Here is a 17,641-nt window from a genome sequence, read left to right as displayed (position 1 = left end):
GACAAATATTGGTATAATATTTGGGTTCAAATAAATATTAAATGGAGGTTATCTTTATGACTTATAAAGTACGATATGCCCCGAGTCCCACTGGGCCTTTACATATTGGAGGAGCAAGAACAGTTTTGTTTGATTATTTGTTAGCAAGGCAGGCAGGCGGCACCTTTTTAATTCGCAGTGAAGATACTGACCTGGCTCGTTCGTCAGCTCACTGGGAAGAGGAAATCTTAGACAGTATCCAGTGGTTAGGGCTTGATTGGCAAGAAGGTCTTAGGGTTGGTGGAGAAAACGGACCATATAGGCAAACAGAGAGGTTAGATATTTATAAAAATTTCCTTGACCAATTATTTGACAAAAAAGACTGTTACAAATGTTTTTGTTCAGCAGAAGAAATTGAGGCCCAAAGACAAGAATCTATGGCTAAGGGAGAAACCCCTAAGTATAGTGGTAAATGTCGCTCCCTAACAGAAGATCAAATTACAGAACTTGAAGGGCAAGGAAAGAAATATGTTATTAGATTCAAGGTGCCACAAGGCCAGGTAATAACCATCGATGATAAAGTCAGGGGTATAGTTAAATTTGAGAGCGATGGTATTGGCGATTATGTTATAGTTAAATCCGATGGAATTCCTACGTATAACTTCGCAGTTGTAATAGATGATATAACAATGGGCATAACTGATGTGGTTAGAGGCGATGAACATCTTTCTAACACTCCTAGACAGGTACTAATATACGATGCTTTACAACAACCTAAACCCAAATTTGCTCATGTGTCTTTAATACTTAACGAACAAAAAAAGAAAATGAGTAAAAGAGATGGGGACACCAGTGTCGATCAATACCGTGATAAAGGATATCTCCCTGAAGCCCTTATAAACTTTTTGGCTTTACTAGGTTGGGCTCCAGAAGGAGAAAGGGAATTGTTTACCCTTGATGAGCTGTTAAAGGAGTTTTCCTTAGACCGTGTTTCCAAAAATCCTGCAGTATTTAACATGGAAAAACTAAAATGGATGAACTCTGTATATATTAAAAACCTACCTATCAAAGAATTAGTTACAAGGGTTAAACCTTTCTTAAGAAATAACATTACAGATATCGACAGCTATGAAGAAAGCTGGTTGGAAAATGTCGTAGAATCAGTAAGAGAAAAAATGACAGTGTTGTCGGATATTGTTGAACTCACAGCTGACATTTTTCACGATGATATCGATTTTGATGGCGAAAAAAGTAGGGATATTTTGAAGCAAGAAGAAGTTGATTCAGTGATGGACCTTTTTAAAGAAAAGATCATAGCTGCAGAGGAACTCAACTACAATAAGGTAGAAGATATACTTAAATCTTTGACAAAGGAATTGAACTTAGGTGGAAAAAAAGTATTTATGCCCCTTAGAGTTGCTCTGACAGGCAGGACAAGTGGTGGAGAGCTTTATAGCTTGATTCCTATCTTAGGGAAAGAAAGAGTTATAAAAAGAGTTGATAAAATGCTCTCAAAGAGGTAAAATAGTAATAAAGAAATATGATTATTAGCTATGAAGGGATTTGCAACCCCAGAGCTAAAACGAATATGCCCCGTTAACGGCTAGCTAAAGATAGACAATAAATGTCTAAAGTAGAGTGGAACCGCGATTAAAAGTCGCCTCTATAACCTAGGGGTGGCTTTTTTATATTTATTTTTAGAAAATTAATGTGCGTGGTGAAAATGGATTAAAGTATTAATTAGGAGGAATAGGAATTAATGTTCAGGCAAATGAAAGAAGACATAAATGCAATATTTGATCGCGATCCAGCTGCAAAAAATACCATAGAAATAATTCTTTGCTACCCCGGATTTCATGCTTTGTTTTTCCATAGACTAGCAAATAAATTTTACAAAAGGAAAATGGTGACATTGGCGAGATTTATTTCGCAGTTTTCTAGATGGGTTACAGGGATAGAAATACATCCTGGTGCTACAATAGGCAAAGGGGTATTTATAGATCATGGTACAGGTGTAGTTATAGGTGAAACCGCTGAAGTAGGGGATTTTGTAACCATTTACCAAGGAGTTACATTGGGCGGTACAGGTAAAGAGAAGGGGAAACGTCACCCTACTGTCCAGGAAAACTGCATAATTGGAGCTGGGGCAAAGGTGTTAGGACCATTTACAGTGGGTGAAAACTCAAAAATAGGGGCAGGGTCAGTTGTCCTTGAGGAAGTGCCACCTAACTCAACTGTAGTAGGTATACCGGGAAAGATAGTGGCTAATAATGGTGTTAAAGTTAACCAGCAACTAGATCATAACAATTTGCCGGACCCCATTTTGGTAATGCTCACATGTCTACAACGGCAAGTACAGGATTTGAAAAAAGAAGTTGATGTATTAAAAGGAGGAAAAGATGAAAATGAAAGTTTATAACACTTTAGAAAAAAAACTTGAAAAATTCAAGACCATAGAAGAGAATAAAGTGAGGATGTACGTATGTGGCCCCACTGTTTATAATTACTTTCATATTGGAAATGCACGGACATTTCTAATGTTTGATGTTATTCGTCAATATTTAGTACAAAGGGGCTATGATGTAAACTACGTACAAAATTTTACTGACATAGACGATAAGCTTATAGTAAAAGCAAATGAGATGGGAGTTACCGTAAAGGAACTTGCAGAGGATATGATAGTAAATTACTTTGAAGATGCAAGATCCTTAAGAATCAAAGACGCTATCACACATCCAAAAGCCACTGAAAATATCGAACAAATCATTGATATAATCCAAGGTTTGATCAAAAAAGGCTTAGCATACCAAGGTGGTGAAGATGTATTTTTTGACACACAGAAATTTTATGGATACGGAAAATTATCTGGCCAAAACCTAGAAAAACTGGAATCAGGGTCAAGGATAGAAGTAGACCGCAACAAAAAAAACCCATTGGATTTTGTGCTTTGGAAAGCAGCAAAGCCCAGTGAACCGAAATGGGATAGCCCATGGGGTGAAGGAAGACCAGGATGGCATATAGAATGCTCCGCTATGTCTAGAAGATACCTAGGTGAATCCATAGACATACATGGAGGTGGAGAAGACCTGGCATTCCCCCACCATGAAAACGAGATAGCTCAAAGTGAGGGACTCTCAGACAAACCGTTTTCTAAGTACTGGTTACACATTGGATTTTTGCAAATTGAAAATAAAAAAATGGGCAAGTCAGAAGGAAATAGCTTAATGGTAAGGGATTTGAGGAAAAAATTTACCCCATTAGCACTGAGATTTTTCCTTATGTCAGCACATTACAGAAGTCCCATAAATTTCAGTGATGAATTACTAGAATCCGCTGAACGTAGCGTGGAAAGGATAAACACGTGCTATACTAACTTACAGCATGCTATTAAATCTTCCGCAATGGTATCTCAAAATCAAATAGAAACTAAAAATGAAACTGAAACTGTAAAAAGGGTTGACAGTTTGATTGAAAAATACTATACAGTAATGGATAACGATTTTAACACCGCAGATGGGTTAAGTATACTCTTCGAATTGGTAAGAGAAGTAAATACTTATTTAAAAGAGGGAAGTAATATTAATACTCTAAACCACATGCAAACAGCCTTTGAAACACTAAATTTTTGTTTTGACCTAATACAGGAAAAGGACTCTAAAAATCTTGAGGAAGAAATAGAAAGTTTAATAGAGGAAAGACAATTAGCTAGAAAAGAAAGAGATTTTCAAAAAGCTGATGCCATAAGAAATCAGTTGCTGGATAAAGGAATAATCCTAGAAGATACGCCCAGCGGGGTGAGGTGGAAGTTTGTTGAATAAAAGTCAACTTGAAAAAGAAATCCCTGTACTAGCCCTAGCTTTTGTAGGGGATTCAGTTTATGACACATATATTAGATCTATGTTATTAAGAAGTGGTAAATATAAGCCGAACTTACTTCATAAAAGAGCTGAAAAATTTAACAAAGCAACCTCTCAAAGTATTGCTTTTTTAAGGATTCAAAATGAACTTGAAGAGATAGAGCTTAACATTGCACTAAGGGGAAGGAATGTAAAGGGAAATTCCTTTCCTAAAAGTGCTACAGTAGCTGAATACAAAAATGCTACAGGGTTAGAGGCTGTAATGGGTTACCTTTACTTAAATAACAATTTTGGGCGAATAGAGACATTGATGAGCCGCATTGTGGAAATAATACAAGGGGAGGAAGACTAAAGATGAAAGTGGAACTACTGAATTTTACGCCTAACTGTGAGGAGTTAGTAGCGGCAGCTGCTAGGCTTTGTTACTCTGCTGATGACATCGAAGATATACTCAAAAAAATGGAGGGTGAAAAGGGGAGAAAACTTATCGAAAAGTTATTATCCTTAGGTCATCAATCTCCTTTTGAACATATTAGCTTTAGTTTTGGCATAAGCGGTGTTAGCCGAGCGTTGACCCATCAACTAGTTAGACATAGAATAGCTAGCTATTCGCAAAAATCCCAAAGATATGTTGCAGAAAAGAATTTTGAATTTATAACTCCGCCATCTATCAAACAAAATCAAGAGGCAAATGATATATATGAAAAACTCATGGAACAAATAGGGGAAGCATATGAAAGAATCGTTGAGTTAGGTGTATCAAAGGAAGATGCCAGATATACCTTACCAAATAGCTGTGAAACAAAAATAATAGTTACAATGAACGCTAGATCATTATTTAACTTTTTTCACCACAGGGCATGTGTTAGGGCTCAATGGGAAATACGTACTATGGCAAATGAAATGCTTAAGAAAGTTAAGGAAGTTGCACCAAGTGTATTTAAATATGCTGGGGCAAGCTGTGACACACTAGGTTTTTGTCCAGAAGGTACAATGTGTTGCGGGAAAGCTCCCACATTGGAGGCGATTAAAGGATGAAAGAAGATATAGTATATGGTAAAAACTCCGTAAAAGAATTATTACAAAGTGAGAGGCCTATAAACAAGATTCATATACAAAAGGGCTTCAAAGAACAAAAAATAGTAGATCTTGCTAAAAATGCAGATATACTTATTAAATGGTGTGATAAAACATTACTAGATAAAATAACAGAAAACGGAAATCATCAAGGTATTGCTGCAATGGTTAGCCCAAAAGCCTACACAGATATCGACGTGATTTTAAAGAATATAGAAGAAAAAGGGCAAGAAGGATTTTTAGTAATACTAGACTCCCTTGAAGACCCCCATAATTTAGGTTCTATAATTCGAACAGGGGATGGAGCAGGAGTAGACGGTATAATAATACCCAAGCATAGAGCTGTACCCCTTACATTCACAGTGGCCAAAGTGGCGGCCGGCGCTTTAGAGCATGTTCCAGTTGCTCAAGTGACCAACCTATCACAAACAATAGAACTTTTGAAAGCAAAAGGATACTGGATATTTGGCGCCGACATGGATGGAACTGAGTACTATAAAGCAGATCTCAAAGGGAAAATCTGCTTAGTTATCGGGGGAGAAGGAAAGGGAATAGGGCAATTAGTTAAAAAACATTGTGACGTAATCTTGAGCATTCCTCTAAAAGGCGAAGTATCTTCCTTAAATGCAGGGGTTGCTGCTGGTATACTCATGTATGAAGTAGTAAAACAAAGAAATTCATAAAGAAACAACCTTATTAGAGGGATATAAATTGTTTCCATACTAGTACCTTAATACTCAACAACTAGAAGGGATGAAGTCTCCAGAAGTAGTTTGGGAAATACTATTGGTGATATAAGTAACAAAACACATTAAAAACCTTAAAAATCCGTTTGGGAACTAAAACCCTTGACGGTTATTTCCCACTCCTGTATAATAAGAATCACAAGTTTTGGGGGAGGGTTTTAATGTGACTTTGACTGCTAAAAAAAGATTTGAAGCTGAAGATATGACAGATGAGAGTATCGCCATATTAGCTTGTCAGGGTGACATACAGGCGACTGAATATATTATCAACAAATACAAAAATTTTGTCCGTTCTAAAGCCAGATCCTATTTTTTAATAGGTGCAGATAGAGAAGACATAATTCAAGAGGGTATGATTGGTCTTTATAAGGCAATAAGGGATTTTAAAGGTGACAAATTAACATCCTTTAAATCCTTCGCAGAGCTATGTGTCACAAGACAAATAATTACTGCTATAAAAACCGCTACAAGGCAAAAACATATACCTTTGAACTCGTACGTTTCCTTAAACAAACCAATATTTGATGAGGATTCAGATCGCACTCTTTTAGATATACTATCAGGTATCAAAATTACTGACCCTGAAGAACTGATGATAAATCAAGAGGAGTATATCGACATAGAGAAAAAGATGGGTGAGATTTTAAGTGGTTTAGAAAGAAAGGTTTTGATGCTATATCTAGAAGGGAAATCCTATCAGGAAATAGCAGAAGAGCTCAGAAGACACGTAAAGTCAATAGACAATGCTCTTCAAAGAGTTAAACGAAAGTTAGAGCGTTACTTAGAGGTCAGGGATATTTAACATAATCTAGCAAATAAAAAATTTTAAAAAACTCTTGACCTCAGCTTTAAAAAAATGTATAATAGTTTTTGTGGCTGAGAGATGAACATGCTCTCAAAAATAACACGGAGAGGTTCCCGAGTTGGCCAAAGGGGGCAGACTGTAAATCTGCTGGCTCCGCCTTCACTGGTTCGAATCCAGTCCTCTCCACCATCTAACATGCGGGTGTAGCTCAATGGTAGAGCTCTAGCCTTCCAAGCTAGCCACGTGGGTTCGATTCCCATCACCCGCTCCAACCAAATTTGCTCGCGTAGCTCAGGCGGTTAGAGCGCATCCTTGGTAAGGATGAGGCCACCGGTTCAACTCCGGTCGTGAGCTCCAAAAAGAGTTGAAAAACAATATGGCGGCGTAGCTCAGTTGGCTAGAGCATACGGTTCATACCCGTAGTGTCCGGGGTTCAAATCCCTGCGCCGCCACCAAACCAAGTAAACTACATCCTCAAGCAGGATGTTTTTTTTATATAAAGTATATGTCATTATAATTATAGAAAGTTCTCCAAAAGACTAACTTTGTCTTCAAAAAAATTAAATTTATAATATGTGTGTTACCTACATAAACATAACTATAGACTAACTCGTAAGGGAGTTTGATGCATATGCAAAATAGACTGAGAGAAATAATTTTAATAACTCTTGTGGTAACAATAGTTTTTATACTAGGATACATACTAACACCCGTTATGTCGTTGTTACCTGTTGCAGCATATAGAGCGTTAATAATGGCACCTATATATGGTGCAGGTATTATTTTTTTACTTAACAAAGTACCTAAATTTGGAATTGTATCATTAACTGGAACATTGCTTGGTCTCTTATTATCTATATTTTCACCTTATATGTTACTAATTCCAATATTATCAGGGATAATTACAGACACATGCTGCTTTATGGTATTTAGAAATTACACAAGCGAGCTTAGTAAAACAGTGGCGGGAGCCATTTTCCCATCTATTCATATTCCAATAACACTATTCCTAATGGGTCTGCTAGTGGGAGGAATATACTTAGAAGCTTTGACTAATCCTATTTTGCTGGTTTTGCCTACTGTTCTTACCTTTTTTATAGCCTTTTACAGTGCGAAATACAGCTTAAGGATATTTAAGCGCCGTAAAATATAGTCTTTAACAGAGAATTAACACAAAAGCGTGCCCATCGTTGGGGCGCTTTATTAATTTGACGTATCCTATTCTTTGGGAAACCACAAAAATTTCAAAAACAAGCAGGAATTTCATAAGATATATCGAAATAATAAACAAAATGTTTTCAAGGAGGCAATAAAAATGGCTAAGAGTAAATTTGAACGTAATAAGCCACACGTTAACGTAGGAACAATCGGCCACGTTGACCATGGTAAAACTACTTTAACAGCAGCACTAACAACAATCATCTCTACAACTGGTGGAGCTACAAAAATGGCTTATGACATGATTGACAAAGCACCAGAAGAAAAAGCTAGGGGGATCACAATCTCTACAGCTCACGTTGAGTATGAAACAGAAAACCGTCACTATGCACACGTTGATTGCCCAGGTCATGCTGACTATGTTAAAAACATGATCACTGGAGCTGCTCAAATGGATGGAGCTATCCTAGTTGTATCTGCAGCTGATGGCCCAATGCCACAAACCCGTGAGCACATCCTTCTATCCCGTCAAGTAGGTGTACCACACATCGTAGTATTCCTAAACAAAGCTGACATGGTAGACGACGAAGAATTACTAGAGTTAGTAGAGTTAGAAGTACGTGACCTACTATCTGAGTATGAATTCCCAGGCGATGACACTCCAATAGTAGCAGGTTCAGCCCTTAAAGCACTTGAGTGTGGTTGTGGTAAAAGGGAATGCGAATGGTGCGGAAAAATGTGGGAGCTTATGGACGCAGTAGATGAGTATGTGCCAACTCCAGAGCGTGACACAGACAAGCCATTCCTAATGCCAATCGAGGACGTATTCACAATTACAGGTCGTGGTACAGTAGTAACAGGCCGTATCGAGCGTGGTATTGTTAAAGTTGGTGACGAGATTCAAATCGTAGGTTTCACAGAAGAGCCAAAGAAAACAGTATGTACAGGCGTTGAGATGTTTAGAAAACTTCTAGATCAAGCTCAAGCAGGTGACAACGTAGGTGCACTACTTAGGGGTGTTGAGCGTACAGAGGTAGAGCGTGGTCAAGTACTAGCTAAACCAAATACAATCAAACCACATACAAAGTACACAGCAGAAATCTATGTACTAACAAAAGAAGAAGGTGGCCGTCACAGTCCATTCTTAAACGGTTACCGTCCACAGTTCTACTTCCGTACAACTGACGTAACTGGCGTGATCACACTTCCAGAAGGTATGGAAATGGTAATGCCTGGTGACAACATTAAAATTGATGTAGAGCTAATCACATCAATCGCTATCGAGCCTGGCCTAAGATTCGCTATCCGTGAAGGTGGTAGAACAGTAGGCGCTGGTGTTGTTGTAGACATCAAAGAGTAACAAAAAAGCAGCTCAGGCTGCTTTTTTGTTGCATAAAGGTTATGTTGTCAAGACGGCTAGACATGGTTTTATACTGTGAAGGTGACTAGACATAGTATTATACTGCCAAGACGGCTAGACATGGTTTTATGCTGTCAAGATGACTAGACATAGTTTTATGCTGTCAAGATGAATAGACATGGTTTTATACTGTCAAGGTGATTAGACATGGTTTTATACTGTCAAGGTGATTAGACATGGTTTTATACTGTCAAGGTGAGTAGACATAGTTTTATGCTGTCAAGATGACTAGACATAGTTTTATGCTGTCAAGATGAATAGACATGGTTTTATACTGTCAAGATGACTAGACATAGTTTTATGCTGTCAAGATGATTAGACATGGTTTTATACTGTCAAGGTGATTAGACATGGTTTTATACTGTCAAGGTGATTAGACATGGTTTTATACTGCCAAGGTGACTAGACATGGTTTTATACTGTCAAGGTGATTAGACATGGTTTTATACTGTCAAGGTGAGTAGACATAGTTTTATGCTGTCAAGATGACTAGACATAGTTTTATGCTGTCAAGATGAATAGACATGGTTTTATACTGTCAAGATGACTAGACATAGTTTTATGCTGTCAAGATGATTAGACATGGTTTTATACTGTCAAGGTGATTAGACATGGTTTTATACTGTCAAGGTGAGTAGACATGGTTTTATACTGCCAAGGTGACTAGACATAGTAAATAACATGTGACCCACAAAACTAACACTCAAAACCCTATGTGACCCACAAAACTAACACTCAAAACCCTATGTGACCCACAAAACTAACACTCAAAACCCTATGTGCCCCACAAAACTAACACTCAAAACCCTATGTGCCCCACAAAACTAACATTCAAAACCCAGAAAGCCTGGATTTTTAGTTCAAATTGTGGCATAATACATATGAAATTGTGGATAATAAAAAATACACTTAATTGCAATAGCATAGCAAAGTAGTACAAGTATTGACATTGAGTTTAAACTATGATAGATTTTATTAGGTACGGTGTAGAAGGTTATCTGAACTTATCTCAACTTAATATATATTTATTCAGTTACCTTTATTACAATGTCAATTCTAGGAGGTGCAAAATAGATGAGGGTTATTATTACTATGGCATGTACAGAATGTAAACAAAGGAACTATACAAATACTAAGAACAAAAAGACTCATCCAGATCGTATAGAGCTTAAGAAGTACTGCCGTTTCTGCAAAACACATACTATACACAAAGAGACTAAGTAATAATCGCGGCCCATTTTAAAATTCTCAAAGGATAGGAAGTGGAAAAAATGGGATTCTTTCAAAGAGTAAAAAAGTTCTTTAAAGAAGTTAAAAACGAGTTAAAAAAGGTTCAATGGCCGAACAAAAAAGAACTAACATCTTATACAACGTTAGTAATTGTAGCGGTGGTATTCATTGCGACACTTATATTTGTTATTGACCAAGGATTCACAGGAATCTTGAACCTTATACTTTAATCAAAGGGGGGAGGGTCTAAACAAAGTTTAGCCCCGAACTGATGGAGAAAAAATGGTATGTTGTTCATACCTATTCTGGGTATGAAAATAAAGTAAAAGCGAACTTGGAAAAAAGGGTTGAATCTATGGAGATGCAGGATAAGATATTTTCTGTATTAGTTCCCATGGAAGAAGAGACCGAGACTAAAGCGGGGAAAAAGAAGACTTCTCTTAAGAAGGTTTTTCCTGGCTATGTTTTAGTGGAAATGTTGATGAGTGATGATTCATGGTACGTTGTAAGAAACACCCCAGGGGTAACAGGCTTTGTAGGTTCAGGAACAAAACCTATTCCCTTAGAAGAGGGTGAAGTAAGGCACATTATGAAGAAAATGGGTGTTGAAGAACCTAAAATTAAAGTTGACTTCGTAGTAGGCCAACATATTAAGGTTATTTCAGGTCCTTTTGCAGATTTTTCTGGTGTTATCGAAGAGATAAATGCGGACAAACAAAGGTTAAAAGTTTTAGTGTCCATGTTTGGTAGAGAAACACCAATGGATTTAGAATTCACTCAGGTTGAGAAGTTATAATTTTAGGTTATAATTTAATAACCTAATATATATATCTTTAGGTGTTAAAGCACCTAAAAGTGGGAGGGTTTTGCCCGTCAAAACCACATTAACATATAAGGAGGTGGAACGTATGGCTAAAAAGGTAATAAAGTTAATTAAACTGCAAATAGCTGCTGGTAAAGCAACACCTGCACCACCTGTAGGTCCGGCTTTAGGTCAAGCAGGTCTAAATATAATGGCGTTCTGTAAAGACTTTAACGAAAAGACTGCTAGTCAAGCAGGATTGATCATTCCAGTTGAAATTACAGTTTTTGAAGACCGCTCATTTACCTTTGTAACCAAAACCCCACCAGCTGCTGTACTACTTAAAAAAGCTGCTGGTATAGAGAGAGCTTCAGGGGAACCTAACAAGGTAAAGGTTGCTAAAGTAAACAGAGATAAAGTTAAAGAAATAGCAGAATTAAAAATGGTAGACTTAAACGCTGCAAGTGTAGAAGCTGCTATGAGGATGATCGAAGGTACTGCTCGCAGCATGGGTATAACCATCGAAGAATAATTTTATTTTTTTTTTAAATAAGTGGGAGGTTAATTCCGCTAATACCACAAGGAGGAATAAGAAATGGCTAAAAAAGGTAAAAGATTTTTAGAAGCTAGCAAAACTTTCAACAGAGATGAGCTTTACTCAACTACTGAAGCGCTAGATTTAGTGACTAAAATGGCTTCAGCTAAATTTGATGAAACTGTAGAAGCTGCAATTAAGCTAGGTGTAAACCCTAAACATGCTGACCAACAAATTAGAGGTGCTGTTGTATTACCACACGGTACTGGTAAATCAGTAAAAGTTGCAGTATTTGCAAAAGGTGAAAAAGCTAAAGAAGCAGAAGAAGCAGGAGCTGAATTTGTAGGTGCTGATGACCTAGCTGCTAAGATCCAACAAGGGTGGATGGACTTCGATGTTGCAGTTGCAACTCCTGATATGATGGGTGTTGTAGGTAAATTAGGTAGAGTACTTGGACCTAAAGGTCTTATGCCTAACCCTAAAACCGGCACTGTAACCATGGACGTAGCTAGAGCTATCCAGGAAATTAAAGCAGGTAAAATTGAGTACAGAGTAGATAAAGTTGGTATTATTCATGCGCCAATCGGAAAAGTTTCCTTTGGAGTTGAAAAACTTAGGGATAACTTCAATACTTTATTAGAAACTCTAATTAAAGCTAAGCCTGCTGCAGCAAAAGGAACTTATCTAAAATCAATAGCTGTATCTTCAACTATGGGTCCTGGTGTTAAACTAAACACTCAAAAAGCAGCTACTTTAGATAAAGAATAATTTGGAAATAGAAAATCAGATGTTTTAAGTTGACAACTGATTTTGAATCATATATAATTTATCATGTTGTTGAAATTAAATATGATTCAACTTAAGACAGTAGGTGCCTTTAAGGCTTAATATCCTGCCGAGGTTGAAAGGTAAACGTATTTGACTATATGTGCCCTTTCTGACTTCGGAAAGGGCACTTTTTGGTTGTAATACCCCACTTATGAAGGAGGTGGCAATATGGGGGCACGTGAAGAAAAAGCTCTCGTTGTTGCGGAACTTAAAGAAAAATTTAGTTCGGTGCAAGGTGCAGTAATTACAGACTACAGAGGATTAGATGTTGCAAGGGTAACTAAACTTCGTGCAAAGCTTAGAGAAGCTGGCGTTGAATATAAAGTTATCAAAAACACTTTAGCGAAATTGGCTATAGAAGATAGTGAACTATCTACATTATCTGAACACCTACAAGGACCTACAGCAGTAGCATTTGGTTATAATGATCCAGTTGCAGCTGCAAAAATCCTTAGTGATTTTGCTAAAGATAACAAGGAACTAGAAATTAAGGCTGGTATCGTTGAAGGAAAAGTTATTGATTTTGCTGGCGTTAAAGCTCTAGCTGATCTACCTTCAAGAGAGGTGCTACTTGCACAAGCTCTTGCTGGAATCCAAGCTCCAGTTACAGGTTTCGTAAATGTTATGCAAGGCAATTTAAGAAACTTAGCTTATGTTCTTGAAGCTATTAGAAAGCAACAAGAGGAAGCTTAAAATTTAGAGGATTAGGAAATAAGCCTAAGCTCTATTAAAATAAAAAAATAACTACTAGAAAGTAGTATGAAAAATTTCGGAGGTGCAATAAATGTCAAAAGTTCAAGAAATTTTAGAGACAATTAAAGGTTTAACAGTATTAGAATTATCAGAGTTAGTAAAAGCTTGTGAAGAAGAGTTTGGTGTATCTGCTGCTGCTCCTGTAGCAATGGCTGCTGCTCCTGCTGCTGGTGGCCCAGCTGCTGCTGAAGAGCAAACTGAATTCGATGTAATTTTAACTTCTGGTGGAGACAAAAAAGTACAAGTTATCAAAGCTGTACGTGAAATTACTGGCCTTGGCTTAAAAGAAGCTAAAGAAGTTGTAGACGGAGCTCCAAAACCAATTAAAGAAAAAGTATCTAAAGAAGATGCTGAAGCTATTAAAGCTAAAATTACTGAAGCTGGCGGTACTGCTGAAGTTAAGTAATTATCATTTAAGAACAAAGCGCCCTTATACCAGGGCGCTTTTTCTGTATTACTGGTATATTATTATTCTAAATTAGACGTTTCGATTTTTTAGACGATAAAGTAAACCTGTTCAAAGGAGTAATCATAACTACCATATGAAAACAGTTTAGTATTTTATTTTTTAGAACAATAACTTGACAATGAAAATATTTTGTGATAGTATTGTAAATTGCTAATGGTGTAGATTTTCCCTTTATTACCAGTATATCGAATAAAAATACTATATATAGGGAATATTACACCAGATGAAGGAAAAATTACAATAATAAGTTGTTTACAACATTTATAAGGGGTGAAGAGGCAGATGGTAAAACCCGTAAAAGTTGGAAAAAGGGTTAGGCAATCCTTTTCTAAGATTCACGAAATCATTGATTTTCCTGACCTGATTGAAATCCAAAAAAGCTCATACGATTGGTTTTTAGAAGTTGGGCTAAATGAAATGTTTAAGGATATCTCCCCAATTAAGGACTTTACAGGGAACCTAGTTTTAGAATTCATTGGATATCAACTAGGAAAACCGAAGTATTCTGTTGATGAGTGTAAGGAGAGGGATACTACATATTCCGCACCATTAAGAGTACAAGTAAGGTTAATTAACCAAGAAACTGGAGAAGTTAAGGAACAGGAAGTATTTATGGGTGATTTCCCACTCATGACAGCAAACGGTACATTTATCGTTAACGGTGCAGAAAGAGTTATAGTAAGTCAGCTAGTAAGATCACCTGGTGTGTACTTTAACACTCAAAAGGATACAGCAGGTAAGGACTTATTTTTCGGAACCATTATTCCAAACCGTGGAGCGTGGTTGGAGTTTGAAACAGACAGTAACGACATATTATATGTAAGGGTAGATAGGACAAGGAAACTTCCTGCTACAGTACTACTAAGGGCTTTAGGCTATGGCACAAATCAGGAGATACTTGATGTTTATGGTGACGATGCTAGGCTTAAAAATACTTTAGAGAAAGATCATACTGATAACTTTGAATCAGGTGTGCTAGAAGTCTATAAAAGGCTAAGACCAGGGGAGCCTGCTAACCTAGAAAATGCTAGGTCGCTACTAGAGTCCCTGTTTTTTGATGCTCGTCGTTATGACTTAGCCCCTGTTGGTAGGTATAAACTAAATAAGAAGCTAACTGCTAAATGGAGATTGCTAAACAAGAAATTAGCTGAAACTATTGTCACAGAAGATGGTGAGATAGTGGCAGAAGCAGGTCAACTGCTAGAAGAAGAATTATTAGATACCATTTTAGAGACTGAAGGTATTCCTGCAGTTATAAAAGTATTTAACGCAGATGGAAAGCTAGTACCAGTTATAAGTAATGGGAAACAACCTAAGAACATGCTACATGTAACTAGGGAAGATATTATAGCCGCCGTAGGGTATTTATTGAACCTTATGGATGACTTAGGTCATACAGATGATATAGACCACTTAGGTAACCGTAGACTTAGATGTGTTGGTGAGTTATTACAAAACCAGTTCAGGATAGGTCTATCTCGGATGGAAAGAGTTGTAAGAGAGCGTATGACCATTCAAGATATTGACTCAATAACACCACAAGCTCTAATCAATATCAGACCTGTTATTGCAGCTATAAAAGAATTTTTTGGTAGCAGTCAATTGTCTCAGTTTATGGATCAGCACAACCCACTGGCAGAACTAACCCACAAAAGAAGACTAAGTGCCCTTGGACCTGGTGGTCTTAGTAGGGATAGAGCCGGTTTTGAAGTTCGTGACGTACATCACTCCCATTATGGTAGAATGTGTCCTATTGAAACACCTGAGGGTCCAAACATTGGGCTTATAGGATCACTTAGTACCTATGCTAGGGTAAACGAGTATGGATTTATGGAAACACCTTATCGCAAAGTAAATAAAGCAGAAGGTAGAGTTCTAGATGAGATTGTATACCTCACTGCTGATGATGAGGATCAATACGTTGTTGCTCAAGCTAATGCTCCTTTAGATGAAAACGGTTATTTTACCTTAGATAAAGTAACTACTAGATATAGACATGAAATCCTTACAAAGTCACCTAATAACGTTGACTTTATGGACGTATCACCTAAACAGGTATTTAGTGTGGCTACGGGTTTAATTCCTTTCTTGGAAAATGATGATGCTAACCGTGCACTTATGGGTGCGAACATGCAACGTCAAGCAGTTCCCCTTCTAACCACTGCAGCTCCTTTTGTAGGTACAGGTATGGAGCATAGAGCTGCAAAAGACTCAGGAGTAGTGGTCGTGGCTATGGAATCTGGTGTAGTTGAAAAAGTTACTGCAACAGAAATTACCATTAAACGTGATAACCCTGGAGATAACCAAGATAGATTGATAAATGGAATTAGCAAAGAGATTTTCCCTCAAAGCACCTACAATGGTAAGGATACTTACTATCTAACTAAGTTTAAAAGATCAAACCAAGGTATGTGCATGAATCAAAGGGCAATAGTATCCCATGGCGAAAGAGTTGAAAAAGGTGATGTCTTAGCCGATGGTCCTTCCACTGAAAAAGGCGAATTAGCTTTAGGTAAAAATGTTTTAGTAGCATTTATGACGTGGGAAGGTTACAACTATGAGGATGCTATATTACTAAGTGAAAAGCTAGTTAAAGAAGACGTATTTACATCTATTCACATTGAGGAATACGAAGCAGAGTCTAGGGATACAAAACTTGGGCCTGAGGAAATAACCAGAGAGATTCCCAACGTAGGTGAAGACGCACTTAAGGACCTTGATGAAAGAGGCATAATTCGTATAGGTGCTGAAGTTAGACCAGGAGATATCCTAGTAGGAAAAGTTACTCCAAAAGGTGAAACTGAGCTTACAGCAGAAGAAAGACTTCTACGGGCTATCTTTGGTGAGAAGGCTAGAGAAGTTAGAGATACTTCCCTAAGAGTACCCCATGGTGAAGCTGGTAGAATTGTAGATGTAAAGGTATTTACCAGAGAAGATGGTGACGAATTGCCACCAGGTGTTAACCAACTTGTAAGAGTATTCATCGCTCAAAAGCGCAAAATTTCTGAAGGGGATAAAATGGCAGGGCGTCATGGTAACAAAGGTGTTATAGCCAGAATTCTACCAGAAGAAGATATGCCATACTTAGCTGACGGAACACCAGTTCAAGTTGTTCTTAATCCACTTGGTGTACCATCAAGGATGAATATAGGTCAGGTACTTGAGACTCATTTAGGTTGGGCAGCTGAAAAACTAGGATTCCATATGGCAACACCAGTTTTTGATGGTGCAAATGAGCAAGATGTTTTTGATATGCTAAAAGAAGCTGGGTTACCTGAAAACGGAAAAACAGTACTTTATGACGGTAGAACTGGGGATAGATTTGACAACGAAGTAACAGTAGGTTATGTGTATATGTTAAAACTTGCCCACTTAGTTGATGATAAAATTCATGCTCGTTCCACAGGACCATACTCCCTTGTTACTCAACAACCCCTAGGTGGTAAAGCACAGTTTGGTGGTCAAAGATTTGGTGAGATGGAGGTTTGGGCCCTTGAAGCATACGGTGCATCCCATACCCTTCAAGAAATACTTACTGTTAAGTCCGATGACGTTGTTGGTCGTGTTAAAACCTATGAGGCCATTGTAAAAGGCGAGAACATTCCAGAGCCTGGAGTTCCTGAATCCTTTAAAGTTCTTATAAAAGAGCTTCAGAGTTTAGGGATGGATGTTAAGATCTTAACTGAGAACCAAGAAGAACTTGAAATCCGTGAAAGTGATGAGGACGACGAACCAAGGGAGCTTGAAGTCAACTTAGAGGGTACAGAAGAAGAACCCGTGAAAAAACCAGTTGCTACAATACCTAAGCCAATTGACGATGATATACTAGATGGTGGCGAAGATAGTGGGATTGAATCTGATGATGATCAAGACCAAGATTTAGATGATGATCAAGATCTAGATGAAGAGATAGAAATTGACTTGCCAGATAGTGACTCAACGGATTTCGCTGATGATGAAGACTTCGAGGATGAAGATTTTG

16 protein-coding genes, 4 tRNA genes, 1 pseudogene and 1 other annotated feature are annotated in these 17,641 nt (G+C 37.6%); all 21 genes and pseudogenes read left to right on the top strand.

Annotated features, from left to right (window positions below; all coding sequences use genetic code 11):
* Nucleotides 1-56: 56 nt before the first annotated feature.
* Nucleotides 57-1,502: a glutamate--tRNA ligase gene (gene gltX / locus HYG86_RS08440; protein WP_213168821.1), complete on the top strand. Its 1,446-nt coding sequence runs from the start codon at nucleotides 57-59 to the stop codon at nucleotides 1,500-1,502.
* Nucleotides 1,503-1,738: 236 nt separating this feature from the next.
* Nucleotides 1,739-2,398 carry a serine O-acetyltransferase gene (gene cysE / locus HYG86_RS08435; protein WP_213168819.1) on the top strand — a complete coding sequence of 220 codons (660 nt, stop codon included), beginning with the start codon at nucleotides 1,739-1,741 and terminating at the stop codon, nucleotides 2,396-2,398.
* The gene (gene cysS, locus HYG86_RS08430) at nucleotides 2,385-3,797 is read left to right on the top strand and encodes a cysteine--tRNA ligase (protein WP_213169176.1); all 1,413 of its coding nucleotides are present in this window, start codon (nucleotides 2,385-2,387) and stop codon (nucleotides 3,795-3,797) included. Before cysE ends, cysS begins: the two co-directional genes overlap by 14 nt.
* A complete protein-coding gene (locus tag HYG86_RS08425) occupies nucleotides 3,790-4,188 on the top strand; it encodes a Mini-ribonuclease 3 (RefSeq protein ID WP_213168817.1) in 399 nt (132 codons plus the stop codon). The genes cysS and HYG86_RS08425 overlap by 8 nt, the downstream gene beginning before the upstream one ends.
* A gap of 2 nt (nucleotides 4,189-4,190) precedes the next feature.
* Nucleotides 4,191-4,874, top strand: a complete 684-nt coding sequence (thyX, locus tag HYG86_RS08420) for an FAD-dependent thymidylate synthase (RefSeq protein ID WP_213168815.1) — start codon at nucleotides 4,191-4,193, stop codon at nucleotides 4,872-4,874.
* Nucleotides 4,871-5,596 (top strand): 23S rRNA (guanosine(2251)-2'-O)-methyltransferase RlmB, encoded by a 726-nt coding sequence (gene rlmB / locus HYG86_RS08415; protein WP_213168814.1) that lies wholly within the window; start codon nucleotides 4,871-4,873, stop codon nucleotides 5,594-5,596. Before thyX ends, rlmB begins: the two co-directional genes overlap by 4 nt.
* Nucleotides 5,597-5,828: 232 nt before the next feature.
* Complete coding sequence (sigH, locus tag HYG86_RS08410) at nucleotides 5,829-6,461, top strand: RNA polymerase sporulation sigma factor SigH (protein WP_425489242.1); 633 nt, start codon at nucleotides 5,829-5,831, stop codon at nucleotides 6,459-6,461.
* A 106-nt stretch (nucleotides 6,462-6,567) separates the two neighbouring features.
* A tRNA-Tyr gene (locus HYG86_RS08405) sits at nucleotides 6,568-6,653 on the top strand.
* A gap of 8 nt (nucleotides 6,654-6,661) precedes the next feature.
* Nucleotides 6,662-6,735, top strand: a tRNA-Gly gene (locus HYG86_RS08400).
* A 9-nt stretch (nucleotides 6,736-6,744) separates the two neighbouring features.
* Nucleotides 6,745-6,821, top strand: a tRNA-Thr gene (locus HYG86_RS08395).
* A 21-nt stretch (nucleotides 6,822-6,842) separates the two neighbouring features.
* Nucleotides 6,843-6,919, top strand: a tRNA-Met gene (locus HYG86_RS08390).
* A gap of 176 nt (nucleotides 6,920-7,095) precedes the next feature.
* Nucleotides 7,096-7,617, top strand: coding sequence for a hypothetical protein (locus tag HYG86_RS08385; protein WP_213168812.1), 522 nt, complete (start codon nucleotides 7,096-7,098; stop codon nucleotides 7,615-7,617).
* A gap of 162 nt (nucleotides 7,618-7,779) precedes the next feature.
* Nucleotides 7,780-8,982, top strand: coding sequence for an elongation factor Tu (tuf, locus tag HYG86_RS08380; RefSeq protein ID WP_213168810.1), 1,203 nt, complete (start codon nucleotides 7,780-7,782; stop codon nucleotides 8,980-8,982).
* Between the two features lie 1,134 nt (nucleotides 8,983-10,116).
* Nucleotides 10,117-10,266, top strand: coding sequence for a 50S ribosomal protein L33 (gene rpmG / locus HYG86_RS08375; RefSeq protein ID WP_213168808.1), 150 nt, complete (start codon nucleotides 10,117-10,119; stop codon nucleotides 10,264-10,266).
* Nucleotides 10,267-10,313: 47 nt separating this feature from the next.
* Nucleotides 10,314-10,502, top strand: coding sequence for a preprotein translocase subunit SecE (gene secE / locus HYG86_RS08370; protein WP_213168806.1), 189 nt, complete (start codon nucleotides 10,314-10,316; stop codon nucleotides 10,500-10,502).
* A gap of 41 nt (nucleotides 10,503-10,543) precedes the next feature.
* Entirely contained in the window at nucleotides 10,544-11,068 is a 525-nt protein-coding gene (nusG, locus tag HYG86_RS08365; protein ID WP_213168804.1) for a transcription termination/antitermination protein NusG, read from the top strand.
* A 112-nt stretch (nucleotides 11,069-11,180) separates the two neighbouring features.
* Nucleotides 11,181-11,606, top strand: coding sequence for a 50S ribosomal protein L11 (rplK, locus tag HYG86_RS08360; protein WP_213168802.1), 426 nt, complete (start codon nucleotides 11,181-11,183; stop codon nucleotides 11,604-11,606).
* 63 nt (nucleotides 11,607-11,669) lie between these two features.
* A complete protein-coding gene (gene rplA / locus HYG86_RS08355; protein ID WP_213168800.1) occupies nucleotides 11,670-12,377 on the top strand; it encodes a 50S ribosomal protein L1 in 708 nt (235 codons plus the stop codon).
* A 72-nt stretch (nucleotides 12,378-12,449) separates the two neighbouring features.
* Nucleotides 12,450-12,580 (top strand) — a sequence feature (ribosomal protein L10 leader region).
* A 25-nt stretch (nucleotides 12,581-12,605) separates the two neighbouring features.
* Nucleotides 12,606-13,130: a 50S ribosomal protein L10 gene (gene rplJ / locus HYG86_RS08350; protein WP_213168798.1), complete on the top strand. Its 525-nt coding sequence runs from the start codon at nucleotides 12,606-12,608 to the stop codon at nucleotides 13,128-13,130.
* A gap of 91 nt (nucleotides 13,131-13,221) precedes the next feature.
* On the top strand, nucleotides 13,222-13,596 hold the full coding sequence (gene rplL / locus HYG86_RS08345; RefSeq protein ID WP_213168797.1) for a 50S ribosomal protein L7/L12: 375 nt from the start codon (nucleotides 13,222-13,224) through the stop codon (nucleotides 13,594-13,596).
* A gap of 345 nt (nucleotides 13,597-13,941) precedes the next feature.
* Nucleotides 13,942-17,637 (top strand): annotated as a pseudogene (rpoB, locus tag HYG86_RS08340) (DNA-directed RNA polymerase subunit beta); the annotation flags it as partial.
* Nucleotides 17,638-17,641: the final 4 nt, after the last annotated feature.

This window comes from Alkalicella caledoniensis (genome assembly GCF_014467015.1).
In the GTDB taxonomy this organism is placed as follows: domain Bacteria; phylum Bacillota; class Proteinivoracia; order Proteinivoracales; family Proteinivoracaceae; genus Alkalicella; species Alkalicella caledoniensis.
Note: the sequence above shows the minus strand (reverse complement) of the source record. Positions and strands in the feature narration are given on the sequence as shown.